The sequence below is a fragment of the Umezawaea sp. Da 62-37 genome, assembly GCF_032460545.1.
Taxonomy (GTDB): domain Bacteria; phylum Actinomycetota; class Actinomycetes; order Mycobacteriales; family Pseudonocardiaceae; genus Umezawaea.
Genome location: NZ_CP135965.1, coordinates 6,398,001 through 6,424,227, shown reverse-complemented (window position 1 = coordinate 6,424,227; position 26,227 = coordinate 6,398,001). Strand labels below are relative to the sequence as shown.

Annotated in this window: 26 protein-coding genes and 1 pseudogene; 16 read left to right on the top strand and 11 right to left on the bottom strand. The window is 71.6% G+C overall.

Annotated features, from left to right (window positions below; genetic code table 11):
• The first annotated feature begins 47 nt into the window (after nt 1-47).
• On the top strand, nt 48-926 hold the full coding sequence (locus RM788_RS29680) for an exonuclease domain-containing protein (protein ID WP_315921153.1): 879 nt from the start codon (nt 48-50) through the stop codon (nt 924-926).
• Between the two features lie 49 nt (nt 927-975).
• Here the strand turns inward: RM788_RS29680 and RM788_RS29675 are convergent.
• From RM788_RS29675 to RM788_RS29655, 5 genes and pseudogenes are all read right to left on the bottom strand, one after another.
• Nucleotides 976-1,176, bottom strand: a pseudogene (locus RM788_RS29675) (Txe/YoeB family addiction module toxin); the annotation flags it as partial.
• Entirely contained in the window at nt 1,175-1,420 is a 246-nt protein-coding gene (locus RM788_RS29670) for a type II toxin-antitoxin system Phd/YefM family antitoxin (protein WP_315921151.1), read from the bottom strand. The gene RM788_RS29670 and the pseudogene RM788_RS29675, both read right to left, overlap by 2 nt.
• Before the next feature lie 74 nt (nt 1,421-1,494).
• Nucleotides 1,495-2,574, bottom strand: a complete 1,080-nt coding sequence (gene ychF / locus RM788_RS29665) for a redox-regulated ATPase YchF (protein WP_315921149.1) — start codon at nt 2,572-2,574, stop codon at nt 1,495-1,497.
• 11 nt (nt 2,575-2,585) lie between these two features.
• Entirely contained in the window at nt 2,586-5,456 is a 2,871-nt protein-coding gene (locus RM788_RS29660; RefSeq protein ID WP_315921147.1) for an AAA family ATPase, read from the bottom strand.
• Nucleotides 5,453-6,589, bottom strand: a complete 1,137-nt coding sequence (locus tag RM788_RS29655) for an exonuclease SbcCD subunit D (protein WP_315921144.1) — start codon at nt 6,587-6,589, stop codon at nt 5,453-5,455. The genes RM788_RS29660 and RM788_RS29655 overlap by 4 nt, the downstream gene beginning before the upstream one ends.
• A gap of 235 nt (nt 6,590-6,824) precedes the next feature.
• Between RM788_RS29655 and RM788_RS29650 the strand changes: the two genes are divergently transcribed.
• A complete protein-coding gene (locus RM788_RS29650; RefSeq protein ID WP_315921142.1) occupies nt 6,825-7,661 on the top strand; it encodes a DUF6542 domain-containing protein in 837 nt (278 codons plus the stop codon).
• Nucleotides 7,662-7,720: 59 nt separating this feature from the next.
• Here RM788_RS29650 and RM788_RS29645 read toward each other — a convergent pair whose 3' ends face one another.
• The gene (locus RM788_RS29645; protein ID WP_399340443.1) at nt 7,721-8,167 is read right to left on the bottom strand and encodes an ArsR family transcriptional regulator; all 447 of its coding nucleotides are present in this window, start codon (nt 8,165-8,167) and stop codon (nt 7,721-7,723) included.
• Between RM788_RS29645 and RM788_RS29640 the strand changes: the two genes are divergently transcribed.
• A complete protein-coding gene (locus RM788_RS29640) occupies nt 8,151-8,591 on the top strand; it encodes a hypothetical protein (protein WP_315921138.1) in 441 nt (146 codons plus the stop codon). The genes RM788_RS29645 and RM788_RS29640 overlap by 17 nt on opposite strands.
• A 226-nt stretch (nt 8,592-8,817) precedes the next feature.
• Here RM788_RS29640 and RM788_RS29635 read toward each other — a convergent pair whose 3' ends face one another.
• Nucleotides 8,818-9,786: a 4-hydroxy-3-methylbut-2-enyl diphosphate reductase gene (locus RM788_RS29635; RefSeq protein ID WP_315921136.1), complete on the bottom strand. Its 969-nt coding sequence runs from the start codon at nt 9,784-9,786 to the stop codon at nt 8,818-8,820.
• A 97-nt stretch (nt 9,787-9,883) separates the two neighbouring features.
• On the opposite strand from RM788_RS29635, the gene RM788_RS29630 reads away from it, so the two are divergent.
• From RM788_RS29630 to RM788_RS29590, 9 genes are all read left to right on the top strand, one after another.
• The gene (locus RM788_RS29630) at nt 9,884-10,417 is read left to right on the top strand and encodes a lipid droplet-associated protein (protein ID WP_315921134.1); all 534 of its coding nucleotides are present in this window, start codon (nt 9,884-9,886) and stop codon (nt 10,415-10,417) included.
• Entirely contained in the window at nt 10,414-11,673 is a 1,260-nt protein-coding gene (gene xseA / locus RM788_RS29625) for an exodeoxyribonuclease VII large subunit (protein WP_315921132.1), read from the top strand. Before RM788_RS29630 ends, xseA begins: the two co-directional genes overlap by 4 nt.
• A complete protein-coding gene (locus RM788_RS29620; RefSeq protein ID WP_315921129.1) occupies nt 11,654-12,085 on the top strand; it encodes a sugar ABC transporter substrate-binding protein in 432 nt (143 codons plus the stop codon). Before xseA ends, RM788_RS29620 begins: the two co-directional genes overlap by 20 nt.
• Nucleotides 12,082-12,306, top strand: coding sequence for an exodeoxyribonuclease VII small subunit (locus RM788_RS29615; RefSeq protein WP_315921127.1), 225 nt, complete (start codon nt 12,082-12,084; stop codon nt 12,304-12,306). The genes RM788_RS29620 and RM788_RS29615 overlap by 4 nt, the downstream gene beginning before the upstream one ends.
• 72 nt (nt 12,307-12,378) lie before the next feature.
• Nucleotides 12,379-13,437, top strand: coding sequence for a class II fructose-bisphosphatase (glpX, locus tag RM788_RS29610; protein WP_315921125.1), 1,059 nt, complete (start codon nt 12,379-12,381; stop codon nt 13,435-13,437).
• Nucleotides 13,438-13,765: 328 nt separating this feature from the next.
• Nucleotides 13,766-14,269, top strand: a complete 504-nt coding sequence (locus RM788_RS29605) for a L,D-transpeptidase (protein WP_315921123.1) — start codon at nt 13,766-13,768, stop codon at nt 14,267-14,269.
• 151 nt (nt 14,270-14,420) lie between these two features.
• A complete protein-coding gene (locus RM788_RS29600; RefSeq protein ID WP_315921121.1) occupies nt 14,421-14,978 on the top strand; it encodes a L,D-transpeptidase in 558 nt (185 codons plus the stop codon).
• A 74-nt stretch (nt 14,979-15,052) separates the two neighbouring features.
• Complete coding sequence (locus RM788_RS29595; protein WP_315921119.1) at nt 15,053-15,460, top strand: L,D-transpeptidase; 408 nt, start codon at nt 15,053-15,055, stop codon at nt 15,458-15,460.
• 76 nt (nt 15,461-15,536) lie between these two features.
• The gene (locus RM788_RS29590) at nt 15,537-16,472 is read left to right on the top strand and encodes a phosphotransferase enzyme family protein (protein WP_315921117.1); all 936 of its coding nucleotides are present in this window, start codon (nt 15,537-15,539) and stop codon (nt 16,470-16,472) included.
• On the opposite strand, the gene RM788_RS29585 is transcribed toward RM788_RS29590, so the two are convergent.
• Together RM788_RS29585 and RM788_RS29580 are read right to left on the bottom strand one after the other, a co-directional pair.
• The gene (locus RM788_RS29585) at nt 16,469-16,663 is read right to left on the bottom strand and encodes a hypothetical protein (RefSeq protein ID WP_315921115.1); all 195 of its coding nucleotides are present in this window, start codon (nt 16,661-16,663) and stop codon (nt 16,469-16,471) included. The genes RM788_RS29590 and RM788_RS29585 overlap by 4 nt on opposite strands.
• Nucleotides 16,664-16,770: 107 nt before the next feature.
• The gene (locus tag RM788_RS29580) at nt 16,771-17,736 is read right to left on the bottom strand and encodes an NAD(P)/FAD-dependent oxidoreductase (RefSeq protein WP_315921113.1); all 966 of its coding nucleotides are present in this window, start codon (nt 17,734-17,736) and stop codon (nt 16,771-16,773) included.
• 102 nt (nt 17,737-17,838) lie between these two features.
• Between RM788_RS29580 and RM788_RS29575 the strand changes: the two genes are divergently transcribed.
• A complete protein-coding gene (locus RM788_RS29575) occupies nt 17,839-19,233 on the top strand; it encodes a class II fumarate hydratase (protein ID WP_315921111.1) in 1,395 nt (464 codons plus the stop codon).
• Nucleotide 19,234: 1 nt separating this feature from the next.
• Here RM788_RS29575 and RM788_RS29570 read toward each other — a convergent pair whose 3' ends face one another.
• On the bottom strand, nt 19,235-20,113 hold the full coding sequence (locus RM788_RS29570; protein ID WP_315921109.1) for a DMT family transporter: 879 nt from the start codon (nt 20,111-20,113) through the stop codon (nt 19,235-19,237).
• A 46-nt stretch (nt 20,114-20,159) separates the two neighbouring features.
• Between RM788_RS29570 and RM788_RS29565 the strand changes: the two genes are divergently transcribed.
• The 3 genes from RM788_RS29565 to RM788_RS29555 all read left to right on the top strand — a co-directional run bounded on the left by RM788_RS29565 (nt 20,160) and on the right by RM788_RS29555 (nt 24,836).
• Nucleotides 20,160-21,524, top strand: coding sequence for a MocR-like pyridoxine biosynthesis transcription factor PdxR (locus RM788_RS29565; protein WP_315921107.1), 1,365 nt, complete (start codon nt 20,160-20,162; stop codon nt 21,522-21,524).
• A gap of 37 nt (nt 21,525-21,561) precedes the next feature.
• Nucleotides 21,562-23,094, top strand: a complete 1,533-nt coding sequence (locus tag RM788_RS29560) for an ATP-dependent DNA ligase (protein WP_315921105.1) — start codon at nt 21,562-21,564, stop codon at nt 23,092-23,094.
• Nucleotides 23,095-23,396: 302 nt separating this feature from the next.
• Nucleotides 23,397-24,836, top strand: coding sequence for a GuaB1 family IMP dehydrogenase-related protein (locus tag RM788_RS29555; RefSeq protein WP_315921103.1), 1,440 nt, complete (start codon nt 23,397-23,399; stop codon nt 24,834-24,836).
• Nucleotides 24,837-24,903: 67 nt separating this feature from the next.
• Here the strand turns inward: RM788_RS29555 and RM788_RS29550 are convergent, their stop codons facing one another.
• Nucleotides 24,904-26,193 (bottom strand): RNA 5'-3' helicase PhoH2, encoded by a 1,290-nt coding sequence (locus tag RM788_RS29550; RefSeq protein WP_399345122.1) that lies wholly within the window; start codon nt 26,191-26,193, stop codon nt 24,904-24,906.
• Nucleotides 26,194-26,227: the final 34 nt, after the last annotated feature.

The window sequence follows — 26,227 nt, the reverse complement described above, 5'->3', positions numbered from 1 at the left end:
CCCGATTCCGATGGGGCGAATGACCACGCACCCTGGATGGGGGAACAGTGAGCGCTGAATGGGTGGCGATCGACTTCGAGAACGCCAACTGGTCACGGGAGAGTGCCTGCTCAGTGGGCATGAGCCTGGTGCGGGACGGTCGGATCGCGGACAGGTTCAGCACGTACGTCAAGCCGCCGGGCGTCGGCGGGTTCCACCCGTTCAACACGTCGATCCACGGAATAACGGCGAATACGGTCGCGAATGCGCCCGAATGGCCGCAAGCATTGGCACGAATGCTCGAATTCGCCGACGGTAGGCCCCTGGTCGCCCACAACGCCGGATTCGACATGAGCGTCATCCGCAACGCCTGCACAGCGACCCGCGTCCCGTGGCCCGAACTCCGCTACGCCTGCACCCTCATGATCGCCCGCCGCACCTGGCAACTGCTCGCCTACCGCCTCCCCCACGTCGCCGAAGCCGCCGGTGTCGCCCTGGGCAGCGACACCCAGGGCCACGCCGACACCGCCGCGGAGATCCTCCTGGCCGCCATGCGCCTGCACGGCGTCGACGAGGTCGACGACCTCCTCGACACCCTCCGCATCCGCCTCGGCCACCAGACCGCGCACACGTGGACCGGCGCCCAACGCGTCCCGCCGTCCACCCGCCGGGGCCTGTTCTACGGCCTCAACGTCTGCCTCACCGGCCAGTTGACCACCATGCCCCGCATCGAGGCCCAGTACCGGTTGGCCGAAGCGGGCGCTCAGGCCGTGCCGGGAGTGACGTCGAAGACCGACGTGCTGGTCGTGGGGACGCCGGAGCCGGACCTGTTCGTGCCGGGGAGGGTGGAGAGCGGGGAGCAGCGGGTGGCGCGGGACCTGCTCGACAGGGGGCACCGGATCGAGGTGATCGGGGAGGTGGACTTCCTGAGGCGCCTTTGCGGATGAGGCACGGGCGAGCAGGTCAGCGCGGCAGGACGACGTCAACAGAGGATGATCAGTAGTGGTAGCGGGCGGCGAGGATGATGATCTCCTCGTCCGCGACCAGGTAGACGAGGCGGTGCTCGTCATCGATCCGCCGTGACCAGGCTCCGGCCAAGTGGTACTTCAACGGCTCCGGCTTGCCGATGCCGGCGAAAGGCTCGTGGCAGGCATCCGCCATGAGCCTGTTGATCCCGGCAGGCATCCAGCGTTCGTCAGATCAAGTCGCGCTCGGCGAGGCCGACACGATCGAGGGCGTTCCCGTACGCCTTCAGCAGGCGGCGGGCGTTCGCGGGCGAGTGCAGGAGGTACGAGCCCTCACACAGGGCGGCGTAGTCCTCAGCGCAGACGAGTACGGCGTTCCCGTGCTCGGAGACGATCTCGACGGCCTCGCGGTCGTCGTTGACCCTCTTGATGAGCGCGAAGAGATCCCTGCGGGCCTCGCTCGCCGTGATGGGCATGAAGGGCCCCCTTCGAAAAGCGGCACCGACCCGCTCAACCGAACCTGCGAGGTCGTCCGAACCAGGACGGGAACTCACACGTTGAACCGGAACTCCACCACGTCGCCGTCGACCATCACGTAGTCCTTGCCCTCCATGCGCACCTTGCCCGCCGCCTTCGCCGCGGCCTTGGACCCGGACTCCACCAAGTCGTTGTAGGACACGACCTCGGCCTTGATGAACCCGCGCTCGAAGTCCGTGTGGATCACCCCGGCGGCCTGCGGAGCGGTCGCCCCCTGGGAGATCGTCCACGCCCGGGCCTCCTTCGGCCCCGCCGTCAGGTACGTCTGCAACCCGAGGGTGTGGAAACCCGCGCGCGCCAACGAGTACATGCCGGGCTCGTGCTGGCCGATGGACTCCAGCAGCTCGCGAGCCGACTCCTCGTCCAGCTCCAGCAGTTCCGACTCGACCTTGGCGTCCAGGAACACCGCGTCGGCCGGGGCGACCAGCTCGCGCAGTTCCTTCATCTTCGCCTCGTCGGTGAGGACGCCCTCGTCGGCGTTGAAGACGTACAGGAACGGCTTGGTCGTGAGCAGGCTGAGTTCGCGCAGCAGGTCGTTGTCCACTTCGGACTTCGCGCTGAACATGGTGCGGCCGCTGTCGAGGATGGCCTTGGCCTGCTGGGCGGCTTCGAGGGCGGGGCGGCGGTCCTTCTGGGTCCGCGCCTCCTTCTCGAGCCTGGGTACGGCCTTCTCCAACGTCTGGAGGTCGGCGAGGATCAGCTCGGTGTTGATCGTCTCCATGTCGCTGGCCGCGTCGATCCGACCGTCGACGTGCACGACGTCGGCGTCGTCGAAGACCCGGACGACCTGGCAGATCGCGTTGGCCTCGCGGATGTTGGCCAGGAACTTGTTCCCCAGCCCCTCACCCTCCGACGCGCCCTTCACGATCCCCGCGATGTCGACGAACGACACCACGGCGGGCACCAGCTTCTCGGAGCCGAAGATCTCGGCGAGCTTCGCCAGGCGTGCGTCGGGCAGCGGAACGACACCGACGTTGGGCTCGATGGTCGCGAACGGGTAGTTCGCGGCGAGCACGTCGTTGCGGGTCAGCGCGTTGAAAAGGGTGGACTTGCCGACGTTGGGCAGGCCGACGATGCCGAGGGTCAAACTCACGAGCGGTGAGTCTACGCGGTGACCTGCAGCGTCGAGCCGGTCCGGGCCTTGCGGACCCGCAACCGGGTGGGGATCCGGGTCCGCAGTTCCTCGACGTGCGACACCAGCCCGACCACGCGGCCGCCCGCGCGCAGCTCGTCGAGGGTGTTCATGACGAGGTCGAGGGTGTCGGCGTCGAGCGTGCCGAAGCCCTCGTCGACGAACAGCGTGTCCAGCAGCGCCCCGCCGGTCTCCGCCGCCACGACGTCCGCCAGCCCCAGCGCGAGCGACAGCGACGCCAGGAACGACTCGCCGCCGGACAGGGTCTTCGCGGGCCGCTGCTGCCCCGAGTAATCGTCCAGCACGTCCAGCCCGAGCCCGCCGCGCGTCCCCCGCGCGCCCGCCTCCAGGGAGTGCACGAACCGGTACCGCCCCTGGCTCATCCGCTCCAGCCGCGTGCTGGCCGCCAGCGCGACCTCCTCCAGCCGCGACGCCAGCACGTAGGTGCGCAGCGTCATCCGCCGGTGGTTCTGCCCGCGCCCGTTGATCACGTCCGTCAGCGCGTCCAGTTCCGCGAACGCCGCCTCGACGGGCTCGAACTCGACCCACTTCGACCGCAGGACGCCCGCCAGCTCACCGACCCGCCGGACCCGTGTGCGCGCCGTGGACAGCGCCGACGCGGTCCGCTCCGCCTCCTGGCGCCGGGCCTGCGACACCGCCGCGGCGGCGGGCACGTCCACCTCCGCGGCCGGGTCCACGTCGGCCAGCTCGTCCAGCACGGCGGAGGCGGCCGCACGGCGGTCGGCCAGCGACGAGATCCGCTGGTCCAGCAGCGCGAGCGCGGCGTCCGTCCGCGCCGCCGACAGGGCTTCCTCCACGTCGGCGAACCCGGCCTTCGCGGCCAGCCCGGACGTCTCGACCCGCTGCTCCTCCAGCCTGGTCACGTGGTCCGCGACCGCGGCCCTCCGGTCGGCGGCGAGCACCAGCGCGTCGGCCAGGTCGAGCAGGTGCGCCCGGCGGGCCCGCACGTCCGGGAAGTCGCCGCGGGCGTCGTCCAGCCGCCGGGTCCGCTCGCGGACGGTCTCCTCCAGCGCCGCGCGCCGGGTGGCCACGCCGACCAGCTCCTCCTTCGCGGCGGCGTGGGCTGCGGTGGTCTCCTCCAGCCGCCGTTCGAGGGTGCCGAGCGCGGCCGCGCGCTCGGACCGGGAACGGGCCAGCAGCGCCGTCTCCTCGTGTTCGCGCAGCAGTTCCGCCGGGTCCCGCCCGTCGACGACGCCGGTCAGCGCCTCCAGCCGGTGCTCGGCCGCGGACCTGGTCTGCTCGGCGGCCGCCCGGCGCTTGGCCGCGATGTGCTCGCGGGCCGTCGCCGCGTCCTCGTCCGCCGCGCCGATCGCGTCGAGCACCGGCCGCGCCGGGGCCGGGTGGGCCTCCGACCCGCACACCAGGCACGGCTCGCCCGTCGTCAGCGCGCCCGCCAGCTCGACGGCCATCCCGTCGAGCCGCCGCTTGCGCACGTCGAGCAGCGTCCCCTGGGCGTTCTGGTGGGCGTCGATCGCCGCGCGCAGCCCGTCGGACGCCCTGGTCAGCTCCGACCGGGCGGCGGGCAGCCGTCGGGCCGCGTCGGCCGACGCCTCGACCTCGGCGAGCCTGGCCGCCGCGACCGTGGCCTGTTCCAGCGCGGTTCGAGCCGTCGCGACCCACGCAGGCAGGGTCGGGTCGACCGCCGCCACCTGCCGTTCGAGCACCGCGTGCCGCTCGGCCAGCGCGAACGCCGCCGCCACGTCCTGCTTCTGCCGCTCGGCCTCCTCGGCGAGCCGGGTGAGCCCGCCCGCCTCCTCCCGCAGCCGCTCGGAGTCGCCGCGCAGATCGGTGCCCCGGTAGGACCCCAGCGTCGTGAACGCCGCCGCCTCGGCGGACTCCGCCGCGGCCAGCGCCCGCGCGAGCCGGGCCGACGTCTCGTGCGCGGGCACGACCACCGAGGCCCGCCGCGCCGCGTCCCGCTCCGCCACCCACGCCAGCCGCCGCGGCTCGGCCTCGTCGCACGCCGCCGCGGTCCTCCGCGCCTCGCGCACCCGCCGGACCCGCTCGGATTCCGCGCGCGCCGCCGCCAACACCGAATCGGCTGCGTCACGGGCCGTCGCGGCCTCCCGCGCCACCGACTCCGCCTCGTCCGCCGACTCGCCGAGCAGCTTCAGCACGGAGCTGAGCCACTCGTCGTCGCCGATCTCCGGCACGTCCTCGCCCGCGGCCTCGGAGATCCGCTCGACCAGCCCGCGGGTGTCCTGCCGGTGCGCTTCCAGCTCCCGGCCCGCGACGGTCCGGCGTTCGCGGAACCAGTTCTCCACGTCCAGGAACCGCTGGGTGCCGAACAGCTTCTCCAGCAGCTTCTCGCGTTCACCGGTGTCCGCCCGCAGGAACTTCGCGAACTCGCCCTGCGGCAGCAGCACGACCTGGAAGAACTGCTCGGCGTTCATCCCGAGCAGGTTCTCGACCTCCAGCGCCACCTCGTCGATGCGGGTGTGCCCGTCGCCGTGCCACCCGCTGATCCAGGTCAGCGACGCCTTGGCCTGCTCCTTGGTGAACCCGCCGCCGCGCTTCTTCGGCCGCAGGTACTCCGGGCTGCGCTCGATCCGGAACCGCCTGCCCCGCACGGAAAGCTCCAACGTCACCACGGTCCGCTCGTCCGGGTCCGCGTAGTCGCAGCGCAGCCGCTTCACGTCCCCGCGCGCGCCGGGGACCTTGCCGAACAACGCGAACGCCACGGCGTCGAGCAGCGTCGTCTTGCCCGCGCCGGTGTCGCCGTGCAACAGGAAGAGCCCATCCGCGCCGAGCAGGTCGAAGTCGACGGTCTCGCGCTTCGGGTACGGGCCGAACGCGACCAGCCCGAGGCTGTGCAGCCTCACAGCGCCTCCCTCGCCGAGGCGGCGAACGCCTCGCGCAGCAGGGCTTGTTCACGGGGGTTCGGCTCCTCGCCGCGGCAGTCGTCCACGAAGCAGCACGCGATCTCGTCGTCCGCCTTGCCGCGCACCGCAAACCGCACCTCGGCGTCCCGACCGCCCGTGGGCTGCCACTCGACGTGCACCGCGTGCGGGAACCTGCGTTGCAGGCGCCGCAAGGCGTCCAACGGCCGGACCCGGTCGGTGAGCACGACGGACAGGAAGCTGTCGAGCACCCCGTCGTGCGCCGGGTCGAGCAGCAGGTCCTCCAGTTCGCCGCGCACCGTCGCCAACGTGCGCGGCACCGGCAGCTCGCGCCTCTCCACGCCCACCAGCCCACCCTCGTCCAGTTCCACCAGCCAGACCGACTTCTCCTGGCCCGCCTCGGAGAACGAGTACGCCATCGGGCTGCCCGAGTACCGCAGCCGCTCGGACAGCACCTGCGGCCCGTGCAGGTGCCCCAGCGCCACGTAGTCCACGCCGTCGAACACGTCCGTCGCCACGTCCTGCACACCCCCGACCGCGATGGTGCGCTCGGAGTCGCTGCTCGCCCCGCCGGACACGAACGCGTGCGCCAGCACCACGGACCGGGTGCCCGCGCGCCCGTCCAGATCGACGCGGACCCGCCGCATCGCCTCGGCCAGCACCCCGGCGTGCCCCCGCGCCTCCGGGAGGCCCAGCGCCTGCCGTGCGGGTTCGGGCTCCAGGAACGGGATCCCGTACAGCGCCACCGGCCCGTGCGCGTCCGCCAGCAGCACCGGCTCGTGCAGTTCGCCGATCCGGGTGCGCAGGTGCAGCCCGCCCGCCGCCGAGAACGCCCCGAACATCCCGATCCGCGCCGCCGAGTCGTGGTTGCCCGGCGTGATCACGATCTCCGCGCCCGCCGCGCGGATCCTGGTCAGCACCCGCGCGCAGGTCTGCACGGCCTCCGCGGTCGGCACCGCCCGGTCGTACAGGTCGCCCGCGACGACCACCACGTCCACCCGCTCGGTCGTGACCAGGTCGGCCAGCCCGCCGAGCACCGCCTCCTGCTCGGCCAACAGGTCCCGACCGTGGAACGTGCGGCCCACGTGCCAGTCCGAGGTGTGCAGCAGACGCATGGGGCAACGCTAGGACCAAGCACCGGCAGCGCCGTGCACCACCGGGTCCGCGTGTCGCCCGGTCGGGTGCTAACGGGCCCGCGGCGGCCCTCGTCGACATAGGAGCCGGATCGGTGCATCCTCAGGGGCCCGTGGAGCGTGTAGGGGTGGGGAACGTTCCACGGCCGTAGCGTGCGCCAACACCGCACCGGCTACCGTGTGCCCCTTCCGTGACGATGCCGAGCAAGGAGTGTGCGTGACGGTGACGCGCGAGCGGCTTGACGAGCTGGACGACGACGAGGACTACTCGGACGAAGTCGCCTGGAACGATCGCGCCCTGTTCGGCAATTTCAAGGGGCTGCCCTGGTGGGCGGCCGTGCTGATCGCGTTCGTGCTGGCCATCATCGGCACGTACATCGACGTCAGCTCGTCGAAGACGGTCGGCACGGTGTTCGCGATCCTGTTCTTCCTGGGGTGCGGCGGCGCGATCGTGTTCGTGGAGCGGCGGTCGATGTTCGGGCCGATCGTCCAACCACCGCTGATCCTCGCGATCGTGGTGCCGCTGGTGGTCGTGGTCTCCGAGGGGATGCCCTCGGGCGGACTCAGCGGCATGGCCCTGACGCTGGGCAAACCGCTGATCAACGGGTTTCCGACGATGGCGATCACCACGATCTTCACCGTGGTCGTCGGCGTCCTGCGGGTGACCAGGCAGCGCGACCCGAACCGGGTGACCCGAGAAGAGGCCCGCGAGGTCAAGGCCGACCGCAGGGCGGATCGCGACGACCGCGCCGACCGACCGTCGCGGCCGGTCGCGAAGCCCAAGCCACCGGTCGAGAAGGCCCGCGCCGAACGGCCGCGCGAACGCGACCGCGACGCCGACTCCGCCTCCCGCCGCAAACCCGCACCCGCCGAGGCCAAACGCCCGGCCCCCGCCACCGATGAGGACCGCCGGTCCCGCCCGCGCCCCGCCCAGCAGGGCGAACGCCGCAGGTCCACCCCACCCGCCGACCGCGCGGCGGCCCCCCGGCAACGCCCGGAACCCCGCGACCGCCCAGCCCCGCCACGCAGGCCACGCCCGCGCGACGACGACTAGAACCACCACGAGGGGCCCCGATCCGGGGCCCTTCACCAGTTCACGGACCGGCCCCGATCTCAGTCCGACCGCTCAGCCCGCCCCTCGATCGGGAACAGGATCGGACTGAGCAGGTGCTGCCTGCGCCCCGGCGCGGGCTCGTGCCGCATCCTCGGCGCGATCACCGCCCGCAACTCCCCGATCATCTCGCCGACCTCCTCCGGACTGAGCCACACCGCGTGCTGCCGGTACCCCACCGCGTCGGCCGTCGGATCGACGCCGTCCAGGTCCAGGTACCCGTTGAACTCGGCGATCAACGTCGCCATCGCCACCGCGAACACCCGCCGGTGGTCCTCCACCGTCGCCGACGCCGCCGTACCCGCGTCGATCACCGCCCGCTCCCGCCGCAGCCGGTAGGTCCGCTCCACGGCCCCGTGCACCCGCTGCTCACCCTCCACCTCCAGCAGACCGCCGTCGGCGAGCAGCCCGACGTGCCGGTACACGGTCGCCTTGGACACGTCGGGCATCCGCGCGCACAGCTGCGTCGTCGTCGCCTCCCGCACAGCACTCACCGACCTCTACGCGAACTGGCCCGCGGAAGTCCTGCCGCACCTGGTCGACCACCACCTCACGGCATGGCGAACCGGCCTCCGCGAAAGCGCCAATCTGGAAACCACCGTCTACGACGAACTCCGCCACGGCGGCCCACTACCGGACGTCCCCCTGACAGTCCTCACCGCCGCCGGCCGCAACGCCTACTGGGCCCAATTCGCATCCGAAGACCTCATGTGCCAAGCCCAGAACGGCCTGCACACCATGCACGCCGCCATCGCGGCATCAACACCGAAAGGCGAACACCGAACCGTCGAAAACGCCTCGCACCAATACCTGACCATCGAACAACCGAACACCGTCATGACAGCACTGAACGACCTCATCAAGCACTGCTGAAAACAAAACCAAGAACGCCCCACACCTAAAGCCGCTGGCAAGTGGGCCGAACACGAACCGTGGCCGATTTTACTTGAGGTTTTCGGGCCTACCCTCGCGGCGGCGGGCAGATCACCACCACCTGCCCTTTTCCGACCGCCAAGGCCCAAAAAGAGGGGCCCAAGTCAAATCGGCCACACCACCACCGACCTTACCCCTGATCAGCAGGGGCCCGCACCAACCAAACTCAACGCACCCGGCTCTGCCGCACTTCCTTCGGCAACGCGAAAGCAATGGTCTCGTTCGCCGTGGTGATCTCCTCCACGTCCCCGTACCCCCGCTCCCCCAGCCACTTCAACACGTCCATCACCAGGATGTCCGGCACCGAAGCCCCACTCGTCACCCCGACGGTCGTGACCCCTTCCAACCAGGCCTCGTCCACCTCCTTGGCGTAATCCACCAAGTACGACGCGCGAGCCCCGGCCTGCAACGCCACCTCAACCAACCGCACCGAGTTCGACGAGTTCTTCGACCCCACCACGATCACCAGCTCGCAAGAAGGAGCCATCGTCTTCACAGCGGTCTGCCGGTTCGACGTGGCGTAGCAGATGTCGTCGCTGGGCGGGTCCTGCAAGTCCGGGTACTTGTCCTTGAGCTGGTTGACCCTGACCATCGTCTCGTCCACGGACAAGGTGGTCTGGGACAGCCAGATGACCTTCGACGGGTCCCGCACGACGACCTTGTCGACGTCCTCGGCGGTGTCCACGAGCTGGATGTGCTCGGGTGCCTCGCCCGCGGTGCCCTCGACCTCCTCGTGGCCCTCGTGGCCGATCAGGAGGATGTCGTAGTCGTCGCGGGCGAAGCGCTTCGCCTCCATGTGCACCTTCGTGACCAGCGGGCACGTGGCGTCGATGGTCCGCAGCGACCGCGCGGCCGCCTCCTCGTGCACAGCAGGCGACACGCCGTGGGCCGAGAACACGACGAGCGCGCCCTCTGGCACCTCGTCGGTCTGGTCGACGAAGATCGCGCCCCGGTCGCCGAGGGTCTCGACGACGTGCTTGTTGTGCACGATCTCCTTGCGCACGTACACGGGCGCGCCGTACTTCTCGAGGGCCTTCTCCACCGCGACGACCGCACGGTCGACACCCGCGCAGTAGCCGCGCGGCTTGGCCAGCAGCACGCGCTTGGGGGCGGCGGATTCAGTGTGTGCGGTCATGCGCCCAGGGTACGGGGGTACCGCTGAGAGGCCGAAATGCGCAGCGTCACGGTCGGGGAGGTAGGCACGGGGGGTGGGTTTGGGGCAGGCTGGACCCATGAAGCAACTGCCGCTGCCGGTCCGCATCGCGGCAGGCCTCGCGGTCACCGCCGTGGAGCGGGCCCGCCTTCTTCCGCAGCAGCTCGCGGGCCTGCCCGTGACCGTGGTCAGCGAGGCCCTGCAGCTGTCCATGCGCCTCCAGCAACAGGTGACCGAGCTCGCCATCAAGGGCGACGACGTGCTGTCCGGGATGCGACCGCCCGAAGAAGAACCCGAATGGGCGACCTTCGACGAGGACGAGAGCACCCTGGTGACACCCGTCCCGGTCCGCGTGGCACCGGTCGAAACGCCGGAAGAAACGCCGGTGGACGACGACCCGTGGACCGAGGAGGAGCGGGCGATCGCCGCCGAGCCCCCGGCCGCGCTGCCCGTCTACGACGAGCTGTCGCTGCCCAAGCTGCGCGCCCGGCTGCGCGTGCTGTCGGTCGAGGACCTGGAGGAGCTGCTCGCCTACGAGCGCGCCCACGACGACCGCCCGCAGTTCACCGGGATGCTGAACCGGCGCATCGCCACCGTTCGCGCGCAGCCGTGACCGCGCCGGACGCCCCGTCGAGCGCCGAGCAGCCGTGGCCGGTCCGCACGGTGGCGCGCAAGGTCAACGAGTGGATCAACCGGCTCGGCGCGGTGTGGGTCGAGGGGCAGATCACCCAGGTGTCCGCGCGCCCCGGCACGTCGACCGCGTTCCTGACGCTGCGCGACCCGTCGGTGGACATGTCCATGTCGCTGACCAGCCCGATCGCCCTGGTGCGGAACATGGAGCCGCCGCTGGTCGACGGCAGCCGCGTGGTCGTGCACGGGAAACCGGCGTTCTTCGCGGGCCGCGGCACGCTGAGCCTGCGGGTGGACGAGATCCGCGCGGTGGGCATCGGCGAGCTGCTGGCCAGGATCGAGCGGCTGCGCAAGCTGCTGAACGCCGAGGGTCTGTTCGACCCGCGCCGCAAGCGCAAGCCGCCGTTCCTGCCCAACAAGATCGGCCTGATCACCGGTCGGGCGTCGGCGGCCGAGCGGGACGTGCTGACGAACGCGCGCAACCGCTGGCCCGGCGCCCGCTTCCGGGTCGTGAACGTTGCGGTGCAAGGCCCCACGGCCGTGCCGCAGATCCTCACCGCACTGTCCACTTTGGAGCGCGACGTCGAGGTGGACGTCATCGTGCTGGCTCGCGGCGGCGGCAGCGTCGAGGACCTGCTGCCGTTCTCGGACGAGGCGCTGTGCCGCGCGGTGGCGTCGTGCCGCACGCCGGTCATGTCCGCGATCGGCCACGAGCCGGACAGCCCGCTGCTCGACCACGTCGCCGACGTCCGCTGCTCCACGCCGACCGATGCGGGCAAACGGGTGGTTCCCGATGTGGCGGAAGAAGGCCAGCGGGTACTCCAAATGCGCGACCGCGCCCGGCGCGCGCTGCACGGCTGGGTCGACCGCGAGCGGAAGCTGCTGCACTCCCTGCGCACCCGACCAGCGCTTTCCGACCCCCACGGTCCGCTCGACCGCCGTGCCGAGGACGTCGACCGGCTCCGGGAACGGGGCCGCCGCGCGGTGCTCGCCCGGCTGGCCACCGAGCAGAACGGCCTCGCCTCGACGGCGGCCCGCTTGACGACCCTCGGACCGGCGGCCACGCTTGCCCGCGGATACGCGGTGGTGCAACGCGTCACACCCGAAGGTGTCGACGGCGTGCTGAGGTCGACCACGGAGGCCCCGGCCGGGACGCGGTTGCGCGTGCGCGTCGCCGACGGGGCCGTGCACGCGGTCGTGACCGAGGACGGAGGCAGTGGTGCCCAAACCGGCTCGTGAACCGACGTTCCTCCCGTTGACGATGGCCGCCGCCGGATCGGCGGCGGACGGCTCGGCCGACCCGCTGGCCCGCGACAGCGCGCAGGCCGTCCGGCACCGGGCGGAGACCGCCAACTCCGCGGCCGCCGACTGCTGGACCGCGCTGGTCGCGGGCTGCACGTCCGGTCGCCAGACCCTGGTCGACGAACTGCACCACCTGTCGATGGCGACCTCGCAGTACGCGGGCACCCGCTGGTGGCTGAGCCACGGTTCGGTGCACCGCAGGCGTGTCGTGGAGGCCGAGGGCCGCATCGACGAGGCCGTGCGGGATGGTGACGGCGCCGAGTTCGCGGAGGCGTTCGTCGGGTACGACCAGGCCGTCGCCACCGTCGTGGTGCACGTCCGCAGCAGAATGGGGAGCTTGACCCAGTGAGTCCTACCGGGACCGAGACCGAACTCGGGTACGAGGCGGCGCGCGACGAACTGGTGGAGGTGGTCCGCAAGCTCGAGGCGGGCGGACTGCCGCTGGAGGACTCGATCGCGCTGTGGGAACGCGGGGAGGCGCTCGCGAAGACGTGCGAACGGCATCTAGACGGCGCCAAGGAGCGCATCGACGCGGCGCTCGCGGTCGTCGAGGAAGACGTCGACGGCTGACATTGGGACCCTGGTCACGGGGTACTCCATGCGAGGATTGGTCTACCGGCCGATCATCCCAGGAGGAGCACAATGGTGAGCTCGAACCCTTCCGAACGCCGCCAAGAGGCACCTGACCGCAACCTGGCGCTGGAATTGGTCCGGGTCACCGAAGCCGCCGCCATGGCCGCGGGCCGCTGGGTCGGCCGGGGCGACAAGAACGGCGGCGACGGCGCGGCCGTGGACGCCATGCGCAAGCTCATCCACACCGTCTCCATGCGCGGTGTCGTCGTGATCGGCGAGGGCGAGAAGGACGAGGCGCCCATGCTCTACAACGGCGAGGAGGTCGGCGACGGCAACGGCCCCGACTGCGACGTCGCCGTGGACCCGATCGACGGCACCACCCTGATGGCCAAGGGCATGCCCAACGCCCTCGCCGTGCTCGCCGTCGCCGAACGCGGCGCGATGTTCGACCCGTCCGCCGTGTTCTACATGGAGAAGCTCGCGGTCGGACCGGAAGCCGCGGACGTCATCGACATCACCGCCCCGATCGCGGAGAACATCCGGCGGGTGGCGAAGGCCAAGCACATCGAGATCTCCGACGTGACGGTGTGCATCCTGGACCGGCCGCGGCACGAGGGCCTGGTGCACGAGGTGCGGGAAGCCGGGGCGCGGATCCACTTCATCTCCGACGGTGACGTCGCCGGGGCGATCTCGGCGGCGCGCCCGGACACGGGGGTGGACCTGCTGGTGGGGATCGGCGGCACGCCCGAGGGGATCATCGCGGCCGCGGCGCTGAAGTGCATCGGCGGGGAGATCCAGGCGAAGCTGTGGCCGAAGGACGACGAGGAGCGGCAGAAGGCGATCGACGCGGGGCACGACCTGGACCGGGTGCTGACGACGCGGGAACTGGTGCGGGGCGACAACGTGTTCTTCTGCGCCACCGGCGTGACGGACGGGGACCTGCTGCGCGGGGTGCACTACCGGACGGGCGGGTGCACGACGCAGTCGATCGTGATGCGGTCGAAGTCGGGCACCGTGCGGATGATCGACGGGTTCCACCGGCTGACCAAGCTGCGGGAGTACTCGTCGGTGGACTTCGACCGGCTGGCCGAAGCTGAGGCCTCGCAGATGCTGCCGCCCCTCCCCTAACCCGCGAGTCGAACCTCCAGGCACCCAGTGTCGAACACTCGGGCACCCCGAAAGTCACATTCGGATACCCCCGCCCCACCAGCCGGGATAGGTGAACTCCGGCTCGGGGTGTCCGAACGTTCGACTCGGGGTGTCCGAACGTTCGACTCGGGGTGTCTGGAGGTTCGACACGGGGTGTCTGAGTGTTCGACTCGCGCGTGTCCGGTTCGTCACAGCTTGGTGCGGGGTGCATGGGTGATCGTTCTTCGGGTACCTGGGAGGGCGATCAACCTTTTGCGGGGGTCATTCGTCTTGGCTCATGACGGACAGGGACGGCGGAGGAGCGGGGATGCGGGTTCTGCTGGTGCTGGCCGCGGTGTTGGCCGCTTCGGCGTGTGGCCAGACCCAGGCGGCGTCGCCGTCGGTGAGCGGGGCGCCGTCGGTGTCGCCGTCGCCGGAGGCGTTGTTGCCGCAGCCCGCGCCGCCGCGTGCGCCGGTCAACCCGTGCGAGATCGCCAACGGGGCGTGCGTGCGGTTGTCGACGTCGGAGAGCTGGCTGATCAGCAACGGCGCGGTGAGCTACGGGCCGGTGACGTCGGCGTTCGGGATGGCGGGTTACGAGACGCCGACCGGTCGGTTCCAGGTGTTGCGCAAGGTGCGGGACGAGATCAGCTACGACTTCGACAACACGCCGATTCCGTACGCGGTCTACTTCACCGACTACGGGATCGCGTTCCACCAGGGTGATGTCGCGCCCGCGTCGTCGCACGGCTGCGTGCACCTCGCCGAGGACGCGGCGGCCAGGTTCTTCGACACCCTCCAGCCCGGCGCCGAGGTGCAGATCCTGGCGTAGCCATTCGTTACGCGCGGCGGGCAACCACGGTGGTGCCCGTCACGTCTCTCCTTCCACAGACGACGATCAGGGGGTCGGGGAGATGCGCGTTCTCGTTCTGGTGGCAACGGCATTGCTCGCTACGGCGTGTGCGCAGGGCGGGACGACGGACGTGGCGGCACCGCCGGCGACGACCACGTCCGCGAGCCCGTCGTCCTCGACACCGGTCTCGTCGGCTTCCCCGGTCGCCCCGACGCCCTCGTCCTCCGAGACACTGGCGCCCGCGCCTGCCCCGGAGCCCGCACCGGCTCCGTCCACTTCGGACGCTCCGCCGCCTCCGCAGCCCGCGCCGCCGCCCCCGCCGGTCACCGTCGCGGGGACGCCGTGCGACATCACCTACGGCGCGTGCGTCGAACTGTCGAGCCAGCAGACCTGGCTCATCAGCAACGGCGCGGTGACCTACGGCCCGGTGCCGATCACGTCCGGCAGGCCCGGTTACGAGACGCCTACGGGGTACTTCCCCGTGCTGAACAAGGTTCGGCACGAGATCAGCCGTCCGTACAACAACGCGCCGATGCCGTATTCGGTGTACTTCACCAACTACGGCGTCGCGTTCCACGAGGGCAGTCTCGACGTGGCCTCGCACGGTTGCGTCCACCTGTCCCAGGAAGCCGCCGCGACGTACTTCGACTTCCTCCAGTCCGGCCAGCAGGTCCAAGTGGTTGGCTGATCCGAATCCGGGGTACCCGACCGGGTGAGGGGTGATTCGAGATGACGACTCTCGGCACTAGGACACTCGGAACAGTGTTCACGGCAACGGCTCTGGCTCTCGGTTTCGCGGCACCCGCTTCGGCGGCGGCGGACACGCCCTGCTCCATCACCGAAGGCGCTTGTCTGCGGCTGTCCACGAACGAGGCCTGGCTCGTCCACGGCGGATCCGCCAGCTACGGCCCGGTCCCGGTCACCACGGGCAGGCCGGGTTACGAGACTCCGACCGGCACGTTCACCGTCCTGCGCAAGGTGCAGGACGAGTGGAGCGTTCCCTACAACGGCCCCATGCCGTACTCGACGTACTTCACGTCGGACGGCATCGCGTTCCACCAGGGCAGTCTGGGCGAACCGTCGCACGGCTGCGTGCACCTGTCGAACGAGGCCGCGGTCACGTTCTACGACAACCTGCTGATCGGCGAACAGGTCCAGGTGGTCGCGTAACCAACCGACCCGTCAGCGGATCGCCGGAACAGGCGGTCCGTTGTCGGCTGTCCGGGGCATCCGGCACAGTGACCAGGTGCCACCCGACTTCACCAGCTTGACCAAAGCGGGTCAGACCCGCCGCCTCCGCGATCTGGCGCGCACCGCCTTGGCCGAGTACGACGTCCCAGCCGAGACGCTGGTCCCGTTGTCGAAGGGCTGGAACACCAACTTCCGCGTCGACGACCGGTACGTGCTCGGGATCCGCACCACCGACGCGGCCTTCGCCGAAGCCGAGACCACCTGGCTGACCGCGCTCGCGAACGACACCGACCTCGCGGTCCCCCGACCGGTCCGCACCAGGTCCGGCGCCACCGTCGTCACCGCCACCGGCCCAGCCGTCCCCGGCCCGCGCACCTGCGTCCTCTACCGCTGGGTCGACGGCACGTTCCAAGACAGGTCCCTCACCCCCGCGCACCTGCACGAGGTCGGCGTCTTCACCGCGCTCCTGCAACAGCACGGCACCACCATGCCCGCGCTCGCCCGGAACCGCGTGGACGCCCTACCCGACAACACCGCACAGCTCGTCTCGGACCTGCGCTCCCCGTCGGCGGGCACCCTCGTGGCTTCGACCCTGGCCCGGATCGACACCGCCCTGGCGGGCCTCACCGCCCACGGCCTCATCCACGCCGACCTGCACCAGGACAACTTCCTGTTCCACCAGGGGCGGGTGCGCGCCATCGACTTCGACGACTGCGGCTACGGCCCCCACCTCTACGACCTCGCCACCACCATCAGCGAACTCGGCCCAGACCGCCCCGACCTGCACACCGCCCTGCTCACCGGCTACCGCACCGTCACACCGCTGGACACCGGGGAAGCGCTTCTCGCCCTGCTCCTGCTGCGCCGCCTGCAACTGACGATGTGGGCGGTCACCCAACGTCACGAGCCGCTGTTCCGCACCACCTGGCAGGGACAGTTGGATCGGACGCTCAAGCACCTGGCGGAGGTGCCGCGGGCCTGGGGGAGCTAGATCTCGGCGCCGAAGAACTCGTCGGCTTCCCGGCGCACCAGGCGGTGGTCGACCGTCGGCAGCCGACGATGGCGTGCCACCAGTTCCTCCGCCGTGAAACGACGTCGTCGGTCCGGCGCGCACAACTCCGCGATCTCGACACCGCCGCGGGAGACGCGGAACGTCCTGCCCGCCTCGACGGCGTCCAGCACAGTCGCGAGATCATTCCCGCGCCACGGCGGACGTCGACCGACGTGGTCGACGTCCGTCGGGAGCGACCGGTAGCGGATCCATGTGCGCTCATGGGCGCACCCGGGTCCTACCCCTCGTTGCTCGAATGCCCTGGGAACAGGTGCGCCGCCGGGTTCAACGCCACCGCGATGTTGTTCACCGCCGTGGCCGCCTCCCCGAACCCGGTGGCGATCAGCTTCACCTTCCCCGGATACGCCGCCACGTCCCCCGCCGCGTAGACCATCTCCCGCCGCGTCCGCATCGTCGTGTCCACCATCACGGCCCGGTGGTCCAGTTCCAGCCCCCACGACTCGATCGGCCCGAGGTCCGCGGTGAAGCCGAGCGCGGCGACCACCGAGTGCGCGGGCAGTGTCTTGACGTCGCCGGACTTGACCTTGACCTCCACCTCCGCCAGCTCCGGGTCGCCGCGCAGGGCGGTGACCTCGGCGTCGGTGATGATCTCCACGCCCAGTTCGCGGACCGCGCGGACCGTGGGCGGGTGGGCGCGGAAGTTCGCCCGGCGGTGCACGAGGGTGACGCTCGCGGCGATCGGGTGCAGGGCGAGCGCCCAGTCGAACGCCGAGTCGCCGCCGCCGACGATCACGACGTGCTGGGCCGTGTGCACGGCCAGCGAGGGCACGAAGTGCACCATGCCGCGGTCGAGCCAGCCGTCGCCCGCGGGCAGGGGGCGGGGCGTGAACTCGCCCATGCCCGCGGTGATCAGGACCGCGCCCGCGGTGACGACCGTGCCGTCGGCGAGGCCGACGCGCAGTCTCGAGTCCACTGTGGACAGGGTGCGGGCCTGGCAGCCCAGCAGGTACTGCGGTTTCCACTGCGCTGTCTGCTCGACCAGCGCGTTGACCAGGTCGCGGCCGCGGACGGCGGGGAAGCCGGCCACGTCGAAGATCATCTTTTCCGGGTACATCGCCGTGATCTGGCCGCCCGCCTCGGGCAGCGCGTCGACCATGGCCACGGACAGGTCGCGGAATCCCGCGTAGTAGGCCGCGAACAGCCCCGTGGGCCCAGCGCCCACGATCAAGAGGTCGACATCCATGGTGGTACCCCTCTGCCAGTGGTGGGTGGCAGTGCAGGAACCCGACCTTAGGTGCTGAACGCCACCGTGCCCAGATCCCCCTACGGGGACAAACTGGGGAGCATGGGTGAACAGGGGTACCGCGTCGAGCACGACACCATGGGCGAGGTCCGGGTGCCGGTCGACGCGTTGTGGCGGGCGCAGACCCAGCGGGCGGTCGAGAACTTCCCGATCTCGGGGCGCGGGCTGGAACGGTCGCAGATCCGGGCGTTGGGCCTGCTCAAAGGGGCCGCGGCACGGGTGAACGAGCGGCTCGGGGTGCTGTCGCCCGAGGTAGCGGGGGCCATCGCGGACGCGGCGGACGAGGTCGCGGGGGGCGCGCACGACGCGCACTTCCCGGTGGACGTGTTCCAGACCGGGTCCGGCACGTCGTCGAACATGAACGCCAACGAGGTGATCGCGACCCTGGCGACGAAGGCCCTCGGCCAGGACGTGCACCCGAACGACCACGTCAACGCGTCGCAGTCGTCGAACGACACGTTCCCGACGACGCTGCGGGTCGCGGCGACCGAAGCCGTGGTCACGGACGTGATCCCGGCGCTGGAGCACCTGGCGACGACCCTAGAGGGCCGCGCGGCCGAGTGGGCCGACCTGGTGAAGTCCGGGCGGACGCACCTGATGGACGCGGTGCCGATCACGCTCGGCCAGGAGGTCGGGGCGTGGGCGGCGCAGGTCCGCTACGGCGTCGAGCGGCTCACGTCGTCGGTGCCGCGGCTGGCCGAGCTGCCGATCGGCGGAACGGCCGTGGGCAGCGGGCTGAACGCGCCCGAAGGCTTCGGGGCCGCGGTGTCCGCGGAGCTGGCGGAGGCCACCGGGCTGCCGCTGACGGAGGCGCGCGACCACTTCGAGGCGCAGGCCACCCAGGACGGCGTGGTCGAGATCTCCGGTCAGCTCAGGGCGACGGCGGTGGGCCTCTACAAGATCGCGAACGACCTGCGCTGGCTCGGCTCCGGCCCGCGCACCGGCCTCGGCGAGTTGGCCCTTCCGGACCTCCAGCCCGGCTCTTCCATCATGCCCGGCAAGGTCAACCCGGTGATCTCCGAGGCGACCATGATGGTCGTCGCGCAGGTGATCGGGAACGACGCCACCGTCGCCTTCGCGGGCAGCCAGGGCAACTTCCAGCTCAACGTGATGCTGCCGGTGATCGCGCGCAACGTGCTGGAGTCCGCCCGGCTGATCGCCGCGGTGGCCCGGCTGCTGGCGGACAAGGTGCTCGCGGGCACCGAGCCGCAGGTGGACCGGCTGCGCGAGCTGGCCGAGTCGTCGCCGTCGATCGTGACGCCGCTCAACCGCTACCTCGGCTACGAGGAGGCGGCGGCCATCGCGAAGCAGTCCCTCAAGGAGCGCAAGACGATCCGCGAGGTCGTGCTGGAGCGCGGCCACGTGCCCGGCAAGCTCAGCGAGGAGCAGCTCGACGAGGCGCTGGACGTGCTGCGCATGGCGCGCGGCGGCCGCTGACTCACGGCGCGGGCACGGTTTCCACCGTGCCCGCGCGGGGTCGCGCCCGCGCCGACGACAGCCCGACCGCGCAGCCCGCCGCGACCACGGTCGCGCCGACCAGGTCGAGCGCGCTGAACTCCTGCGCGCCCAGCAGGACCGACACCAGCAGTCCGGAAACCGGCATCAGTCCGATGAGGACTCCCGCGCGGTCGGCGCCCAGCCGTCCGACGGCGAAGTACCAGAGCCCGAACGCGAGCGCGGTGACCACGATCGCCAGCGCGACCAGGGCGAGGCCCTGCCTCGGGTCCGGCATCCGCCAGCCGCCGAGGAACGTGCCCAGCACCGCCCCGGACACCGCGGCGATCGCGCAGCACCACGTCGCCACGGCCACCCCGCCCAGCCGCCGCACCACGCCGATCGCGAACAGCGTGAACGACGCCTCCCCCGCCACCGCGAGCGCGGCGAGCAGCAGGCCGGGCCCGTGCCACGCGCCGCCGCCGGACAGCAGGACCACGCCGAGCGCCACGATCCCCGCGCCCGCCACCGCCACCGCCGACCGCCGCCTGCTCGCCAGCGCGAGCACGACGGGCGTCCCACCGAGCATCGCCGCCACGAAGCCGGGTTCCGCGTAGCGCTGGGCGTGGAGCAGCGCGCCGGTGAAGCCGAGCATCCCGAACGCCACGAGCGCCAGCAGCGACGGCACGTCGGACAGCTTCGGCAGCGGCAGCCGCTGGCCGCGGGCGAACGTCCACCCGAGCAGCACGACGGCGCTGAGCCCGTAGCGCATGGCCTGCCCGGTGAGCAGCGGGTAGTCCTGGAGCAGGCCGGTGACCGGCACGGACGCTCCGACGATCACGGCGGCCGCCGCCCCTGCGGCGATGGCGGGTCGACTGGTCATGCGGACAGCGTGCCCGGTGAGTGGCCCATGATTAAGCTCCAATTCCATGACCGCCGACTGGTCCACTTATCGCGAGCTGCTGCTCCCGGCGGTGAGCGGCCGCCGCCGCGCGGTGGAGACCGAGCTGCGCCGGGCCGTGCGCGACGGCAGGCTCACCACGGGCACCCGGCTGCCCTCCAGCCGCGACCTGGCCGAGCAGCTGGGCGTCGCCAGGGGCACCGTGACGGCCGCGTACGCGCAGCTCGTGGGCGAGGGCTACCTGACGGCGAAGCGCGGCTCGGGCACCACCGTGACGGCGGCGGGCACGTGGCCCGCGGACAGCCGCACCGAGCCGGATCCGGTGCCGCGCTGGAAGTACGACCTGCGGCCCGGACTGCCCGCGCTCAACGCGTTCCCGCGCGCCGAGTGGATCGCCGCCTACCGCGCCGGACTCGCCGGGCTGTCCGACGAGGAGCTTGGCTACCCGCACGCCGCCGGGTTCCCGCCGCTGCGCGCGGAACTCGCCGACTACCTCGGCCGGGTGCGCGCCGCGGTCACCGAACCCGAGGCCCTGGTGATCACCAACGGCTCGGCCGAAGGCCTTTCGCTGCTGTGCCGGGTGTTGCGCGCGCAGGGGCACCGCAGCATCGCCGTCGAGGAGCCCAGCCACTTCGGCGCGGCGGAGATGCTGGCCTCGCACGGACTCCGGGTCGTCGGCGTGCCGGTCGACGACCGCGGCATCCGGGTCGACGCCCTGTCCACAACGGACTGCCGGGTCGTGCTCGTCACGGCGGCGCACCAGTTCCCGCTGGGCGTGGTGCTGCACCCGGAACGGCGGCACGCGCTGATCGCGTGGGCGCGGGCGTGCGACGGGATCGTCATCGAGGACGACTACGACGCCGAACACCGCTACGACCGGCCCGCCTTCGGCGCCGTGCAGGCGCTCGACCCGAGCCGCGTGGTCCACCAGGGCAGCGCGAGCAAGGTGCTCGCGCCCGCGCTGCGGCTGGGCTGGCTGGTGCTGCCGGAATCGTTGCGGCACTTGGTGATCGAGCGCAAGCGGCACGACGACCTGGGCACGGAGACGTTGCGGCAGGCCGCTTTCACGCAGCTGCTGCGCGGCGGCGGGTACGACCGGCACCTGCGGCGGACCAGGGCGCTGTACCGCAAGCGGCGGGACGCGCTCATCGACGCGCTGGCCCGCGAGCAGCCGTCGTGGGAGCCGATCGGGGTCGCGGCCGGGCTGCATGTGGTCGTGCGGCTGCCCGAGGGCACCGACGACCTCGCGTTGCAGCGGAGGTGCGCCGCGCGCGGCGTGAACGCGGTCGCGCTCGCCCACTACGTGCGCACGCCGCTGTGGCCGGGGCTCGTGCTCGGGTACGCGTCGCTGTCACCCGACCGGTTGCGGGAAGCGGTCCGGGAGATGCGCTGATCTGCCCTTGTCGGTGCTCGGGTGCACCATGGACGGCGTGCTGTTCACCGAGGTGGTCGAGACGTCCGGAGCCGTGGCCGCGACGCGGTCGAGGCTGGCCAAGGTCGCCGCGCTGGCGGAGCTGCTGAAGAGGCTGGACACGCCCGCGGTGGTGTCCTTCCTCGTCGGCGTGCCCAGTCAGGGGCGCATCGGCGCGGGCTGGCGGACCGTGGACGACGTGGACATCCCGCCCGCCGCGGGCGAGTCGCTGACCGTCGTCGAGGTGGACGAGGCGCTGGGCGCGTACGGGGAGTTCAGCGGGAAGGGTTCCGCGGGGCGGAGGGCGGACCTGCTCGCCGCCCTGTTCGGCCGCGCGACCCTCGCCGAGCAGGAGTTCCTGCGGCGGTTGCTGACCGGTGAGCTGCGGCAGGGCGCGCTGGAGGGCGTGATGCTCGACGCCATCGCCTCGGCCGCCGACGTGCCCGCGGCCTCGGTGCGCCGCGCGTTCATGCTGTCCGGCGGCCTCGCGGAGACGGCCGCCGCTGCCCTGCGCGGCGGCGAGGAGGAGCTGGCCGCGTTCCGCCTGGAGGTCGGCCGCCCCGTGCGCCCGATGCTCGCCTCCCCCGCGGAGTCGCTGCCGGAGGCGCTGGCGGAGCTGGGGAGCGTCGTCGTCGAGCACAAGCTGGACGGCGCCCGCATCCAGGTGCACCGCCGGGACGACGAGGTCCACGTCTTCACCCGCACGCTGCGCGAGATCACCGCGACCGTGCCGGAACTCGTCGACCTCGTCCGCGCCATGCCGTGCGCCAGCGTCGTCCTCGACGGCGAGACCCTGGCGCTCAACGACGACGGCAAACCCCGGCCGTTCCAGGAGACGATGAGCCGGTTCGGCGCCCAGGACGTGCGCGAACTGCTGCTGTCCCCGTTCTTCTTCGACTGCCTGCACCTGGACGGCCGGGACCTGCTGGACTCGCCCCTGCGGGACCGACTGGCCGCCCTGCGCTCCGTCGCCGGGCCGCACGTGATCCCCGGCGTCGCGGAGGCGACCGAGGAGCAGGCCGCCACCGTCGTCGACCAGGCACTGGCCGCCGGGCACGAGGGCGTCATGGTGAAGGCGCTCGACTCGCTCTACGCGGCCGGTCGCCGCGGCCGCGGCTGGCAGAAGGTCAAGCCGGTCCACACGCTGGACCTGGTGGTGCTCGGCGTCGAGTGGGGCAGCGGACGGCGCTCGGGGAAGCTGTCGAACCTGCACCTGGGGGCGCGCGATCCGGACGGCGGGCCGCCGATCATGGTGGGGAAGACGTTCAAGGGGATGACGGACGAGCTGCTGGAGTGGCAGACGCGGGAGCTGGGCGCCCTGGCGACCGAGGAACACCCCTGGGGGATCTTCGTGCGACCGGAGATGGTGATCGAGATCGAGCTGGACGGGGCGCAGGTGAGTTCGCGGTATCCCGGCGGGGTGGCGCTGCGGTTCGCACGGGTGCTGCGGTACCGCCCGGACAAGGACGCCGCCGACGCCGACACCATCGACGCGGTGCGGGCGCTGCTGCCAACGCAAACCACGAAGGCAGAACACGAACCCACCGAGTGACCCCCACCGGGCAGATCGACCTGACCACACACCCGCTGAGCAGCGCTCGTCCGCCTGTGCGGCTGGCTTGACTTGGGGTTTTTGGGCCTACAATTTGTCGGCGGGCATCTCTACACCTGCCCTTTTAGCCCGACAAGGCCCAAAAAAGGGGCCCCAAGTCAAGCTGGCCGCACCCGGAGACCGTGGATGCGATACCGGCGACCCACCACAACACCCAACGCCCCACCACGACGGTCACCAACCCCCACCACGCCCGCCCAAACCCCGGCGACCAGCAGCGAAACCGCGTACTTTCGAGTCTCGTGCATTTCATCGAAGGGCATCGCCCCAGTTACGACCTGACCTACGACGACGTGTTCCTGGTCCCCGGCCGGTCGGCCGTGGAGTCCCGGTTCGGTGTCGACCTCTCCACTTCCGACGGCACGGGCGCGACCATTCCCGTGGTGGTCGCGAACATGACGGCTGTCGCGGGGCGCCGGATGGCCGAGACGATGGCCCGCCGGGGTGGGCTGGTGGTGTTGCCGCAGGACGTGGCGCCGGACGTGGTGGCGGAGATCGTGTCCTGGGTGAAGGCGCGGCACGTGGTGTGGGACACGCCGCTGGTGCTGGGGCCCGGCGACTCCGTGGCCGACGCGGTGAACCTGCTGCCGAAGCGGGCGCACGGGGCCGTGGTGGTGGTCGACGGGGACGGGCGGCCGGTCGGGGTGGTGGACGAGGCGGCGTGTTCCGGGGTGGACCGGTTCACCCGGTTGTCGGACGTGGCCGATCCGGACGTGGTGACGATGCCCCTCGACACGGCGCCGCGCGAGGTGTTCGACCAGTTGCAGCGGCGGACGCAGAAGGTGGCGCTCGGGGTCGACGGCGACGGGCGGCTGGTCGGGGTGCTGACGGCGCTGGGTGCGCTGCGGGCGGAGGTGTACGTGCCCGCGGTGGACGGCGACGGGCGGTTGCGGGTGGCCGCCGCGGTCGGGGTGAACGGGGACGTGGCCGACAAGGCCGCCGAGCTGCTCAAGGCCGGGGTGGACACGCTGGTGGTCGACACCGCGCACGGGCACCAGGAGAAGATGCTGACGGCGCTGCGGGCGATCCGGGGGTTGGCGCCCTCGGTGCCGGTGGTGGCGGGCAACGTCGTGACCGCCGAGGGCGTGCGGGACCTCGTCGAGGCGGGCGCGGACATCGTCAAGGTCGGTGTCGGGCCCGGCGCGATGTGCACGACGCGGATGATGACCGGTGTGGGGCGGCCGCAGTTCTCGGCCGTCGCCGAGTGCGCGGCGGAGGCGCGGCGGCTCGGGAAGCACGTGTGGGCGGACGGCGGGGTGCGGCACCCGAGGGACGTGGCGCTGGCGCTGGCGGCGGGCGCGTCGAGCGTGATGGTCGGGTCCTGGTTCGCGGGGACCTACGAGTCGCCCGGTGACCTGCGCAGCGACGAGTCGGGGCGGCTGTACAAGGAGTCGTTCGGGATGGCGTCCAAGCGCGCGGTGAGTGCGCGGACGCGGACCGACAGCGCGTTCGACCGGGCGCGCAAGGGGCTGTTCGAGGAGGGGATCTCGAGCTCGCGGATGTGGCTGGACCCCGTCCGCCCCAGTGTCGAGGACCTGCTGGACGCCATCACGGCCGGTGTCCGGTCGTCCTGCACGTACGCGGGCGCCGAGGACCTGGAGGCGTTCCACGAGCGCGCGGTGCTGGGCGTCCAGTCCGCCGCGGGCTTCGCCGAGGGACGGCCGCTGCCCGGCGGCTGGTGACCAGGGCCGACGACGGCGAGAAGGGGGCGTCCACCGCCGGGTGGACGCCCCCTTCCTCGTCGGGCGGCTAGCTCGAGTAGTCCTCCAGCATCTCGGTGACCAGGGCGGCGATCGGCGACCGCTCGGACCGGGTCAGCGTGACGTGGGCGAACAGCGGATGGCCCTTCAGCTTCTCGATGACCGCGGCGACGCCGTCATGCCTGCCGACGCGCAGGTTGTCGCGCTGCGCCACGTCGTGGGTGAGGACCACCCGCGAGTTGGTGCCCAGGCGCGACAGGACGGTGAGCAGGACGTTGCGCTCCAACGACTGCGCCTCGTCCACGATCACGTACGAGTCGTGCAGCGACCGGCCGCGGATGTGGGTCAGCGGCAGGACCTCGAGCATGCCGCGGTCCATGATCTCCTCGACCACGTCCTGGCTGACCAGGGCGCCGAGGGTGTCGAACACCGCCTGCGCCCAGGGCTGCATCTTCTCGCTCTCGGAACCGGGCAGGTAGCCCAGCTCCTGGCCGCCGACCGCGTAGAGCGGGCGGAAGACCACGACCTTGCGGTGGTGCTGGCGTTCCATGACCGCCTCGAGACCCGCGCACAGCGCGAGCGCCGACTTCCCCGTCCCGGCTCGTCCGCCCAGCGAGACGATGCCGATGTCGGGGTCGAGCAGCAGGTCGAGCGCGATGCGCTGCTCGGCGGACCGGCCGTGCAGGCCGAACGCCTCGCGGTCGCCCCTGACCAGCCTGATCTGCTTGTCCGGTGTGACCCGCGCCAGGGCGCTCGACGACCCCGCGAGCAGGCGCAGCCCGCTGTGGCAGGGCAGTTCGGCCACGTCCGCCAAGTCGTGCACCGCCGGGTCGATGGTGCTGTCCCGGAAGAGCGCGTCCACCACTTCCTGGTCGACGTCCACGTCCGACATGCCGTTGTACCCGGACAGGGTGACGTCGTGTGCTCGGTACTCATCCGCGGCGAGGCCGCAGGCACCCGCCTTCACGCGCAGCGGCATGTCCTTGGTGACGAGGGTGACGGATCGGCCCTCGGCGGCCAGGTTCAGCGCGCACGCGAGGATGCGGGCGTCGTTGGAGTCGGTGCGGAAACCGGCGGGCAACACCTCCGGATCGGTGTGGTTGAGCTCGACGTGCAGGGTCCCGCCGACATCGCCGATCGGAATCGGGGAGTCCAGGCGACCATGCCGCAGACGCAGGTCGTCGAGCAGTCGCAGCGCCTCCCTGGCGAACCAGCCCAGCTCGGGGTGGTTCCGCTTGCCCTCCAGCTCGCTGATCACCACGAGCGGCAGCACGACCTCGTGCTCCGCGAACCTCGTGGTCGCCATGGGGTCGGAGAGGAGGACGGACGTGTCCACCACGTAGGTGTGGATGGCGGGCGCGTCGCTGTCCTGG

Bases quoted from the DNA above. Each gene is read 5' to 3' on its own strand.
- RM788_RS29565 (WP_315921107.1), top strand. From the start codon at position 20,160: ATGACCGCCGACTGGTCCACTTATCGCGAGCTGCTGCTCCCGGCGGTG.
- RM788_RS29630 (WP_315921134.1), top strand. From the start codon at position 9,884: ATGAAGCAACTGCCGCTGCCGGTCCGCATCGCGGCAGGCCTCGCGGTC.
- RM788_RS29655 (WP_315921144.1), bottom strand. From the start codon at position 6,589: ATGCGTCTGCTGCACACCTCGGACTGGCACGTGGGCCGCACGTTCCAC.
- RM788_RS29580 (WP_315921113.1), bottom strand. From the start codon at position 17,736: ATGGATGTCGACCTCTTGATCGTGGGCGCTGGGCCCACGGGGCTGTTC.
- RM788_RS29605 (WP_315921123.1), top strand. From the start codon at position 13,766: ATGCGGGTTCTGCTGGTGCTGGCCGCGGTGTTGGCCGCTTCGGCGTGT.
- RM788_RS29570 (WP_315921109.1), bottom strand. From the start codon at position 20,113: ATGACCAGTCGACCCGCCATCGCCGCAGGGGCGGCGGCCGCCGTGATC.
- glpX (WP_315921125.1), top strand. From the start codon at position 12,379: ATGGTGAGCTCGAACCCTTCCGAACGCCGCCAAGAGGCACCTGACCGC.
- RM788_RS29575 (WP_315921111.1), top strand. From the start codon at position 17,839: ATGGGTGAACAGGGGTACCGCGTCGAGCACGACACCATGGGCGAGGTC.
- RM788_RS29670 (WP_315921151.1), bottom strand. From the start codon at position 1,420: ATGCCCATCACGGCGAGCGAGGCCCGCAGGGATCTCTTCGCGCTCATC.
- RM788_RS29645 (WP_399340443.1), bottom strand. From the start codon at position 8,167: ATGCCCGACGTGTCCAAGGCGACCGTGTACCGGCACGTCGGGCTGCTC.
- RM788_RS29635 (WP_315921136.1), bottom strand. From the start codon at position 9,786: ATGACCGCACACACTGAATCCGCCGCCCCCAAGCGCGTGCTGCTGGCC.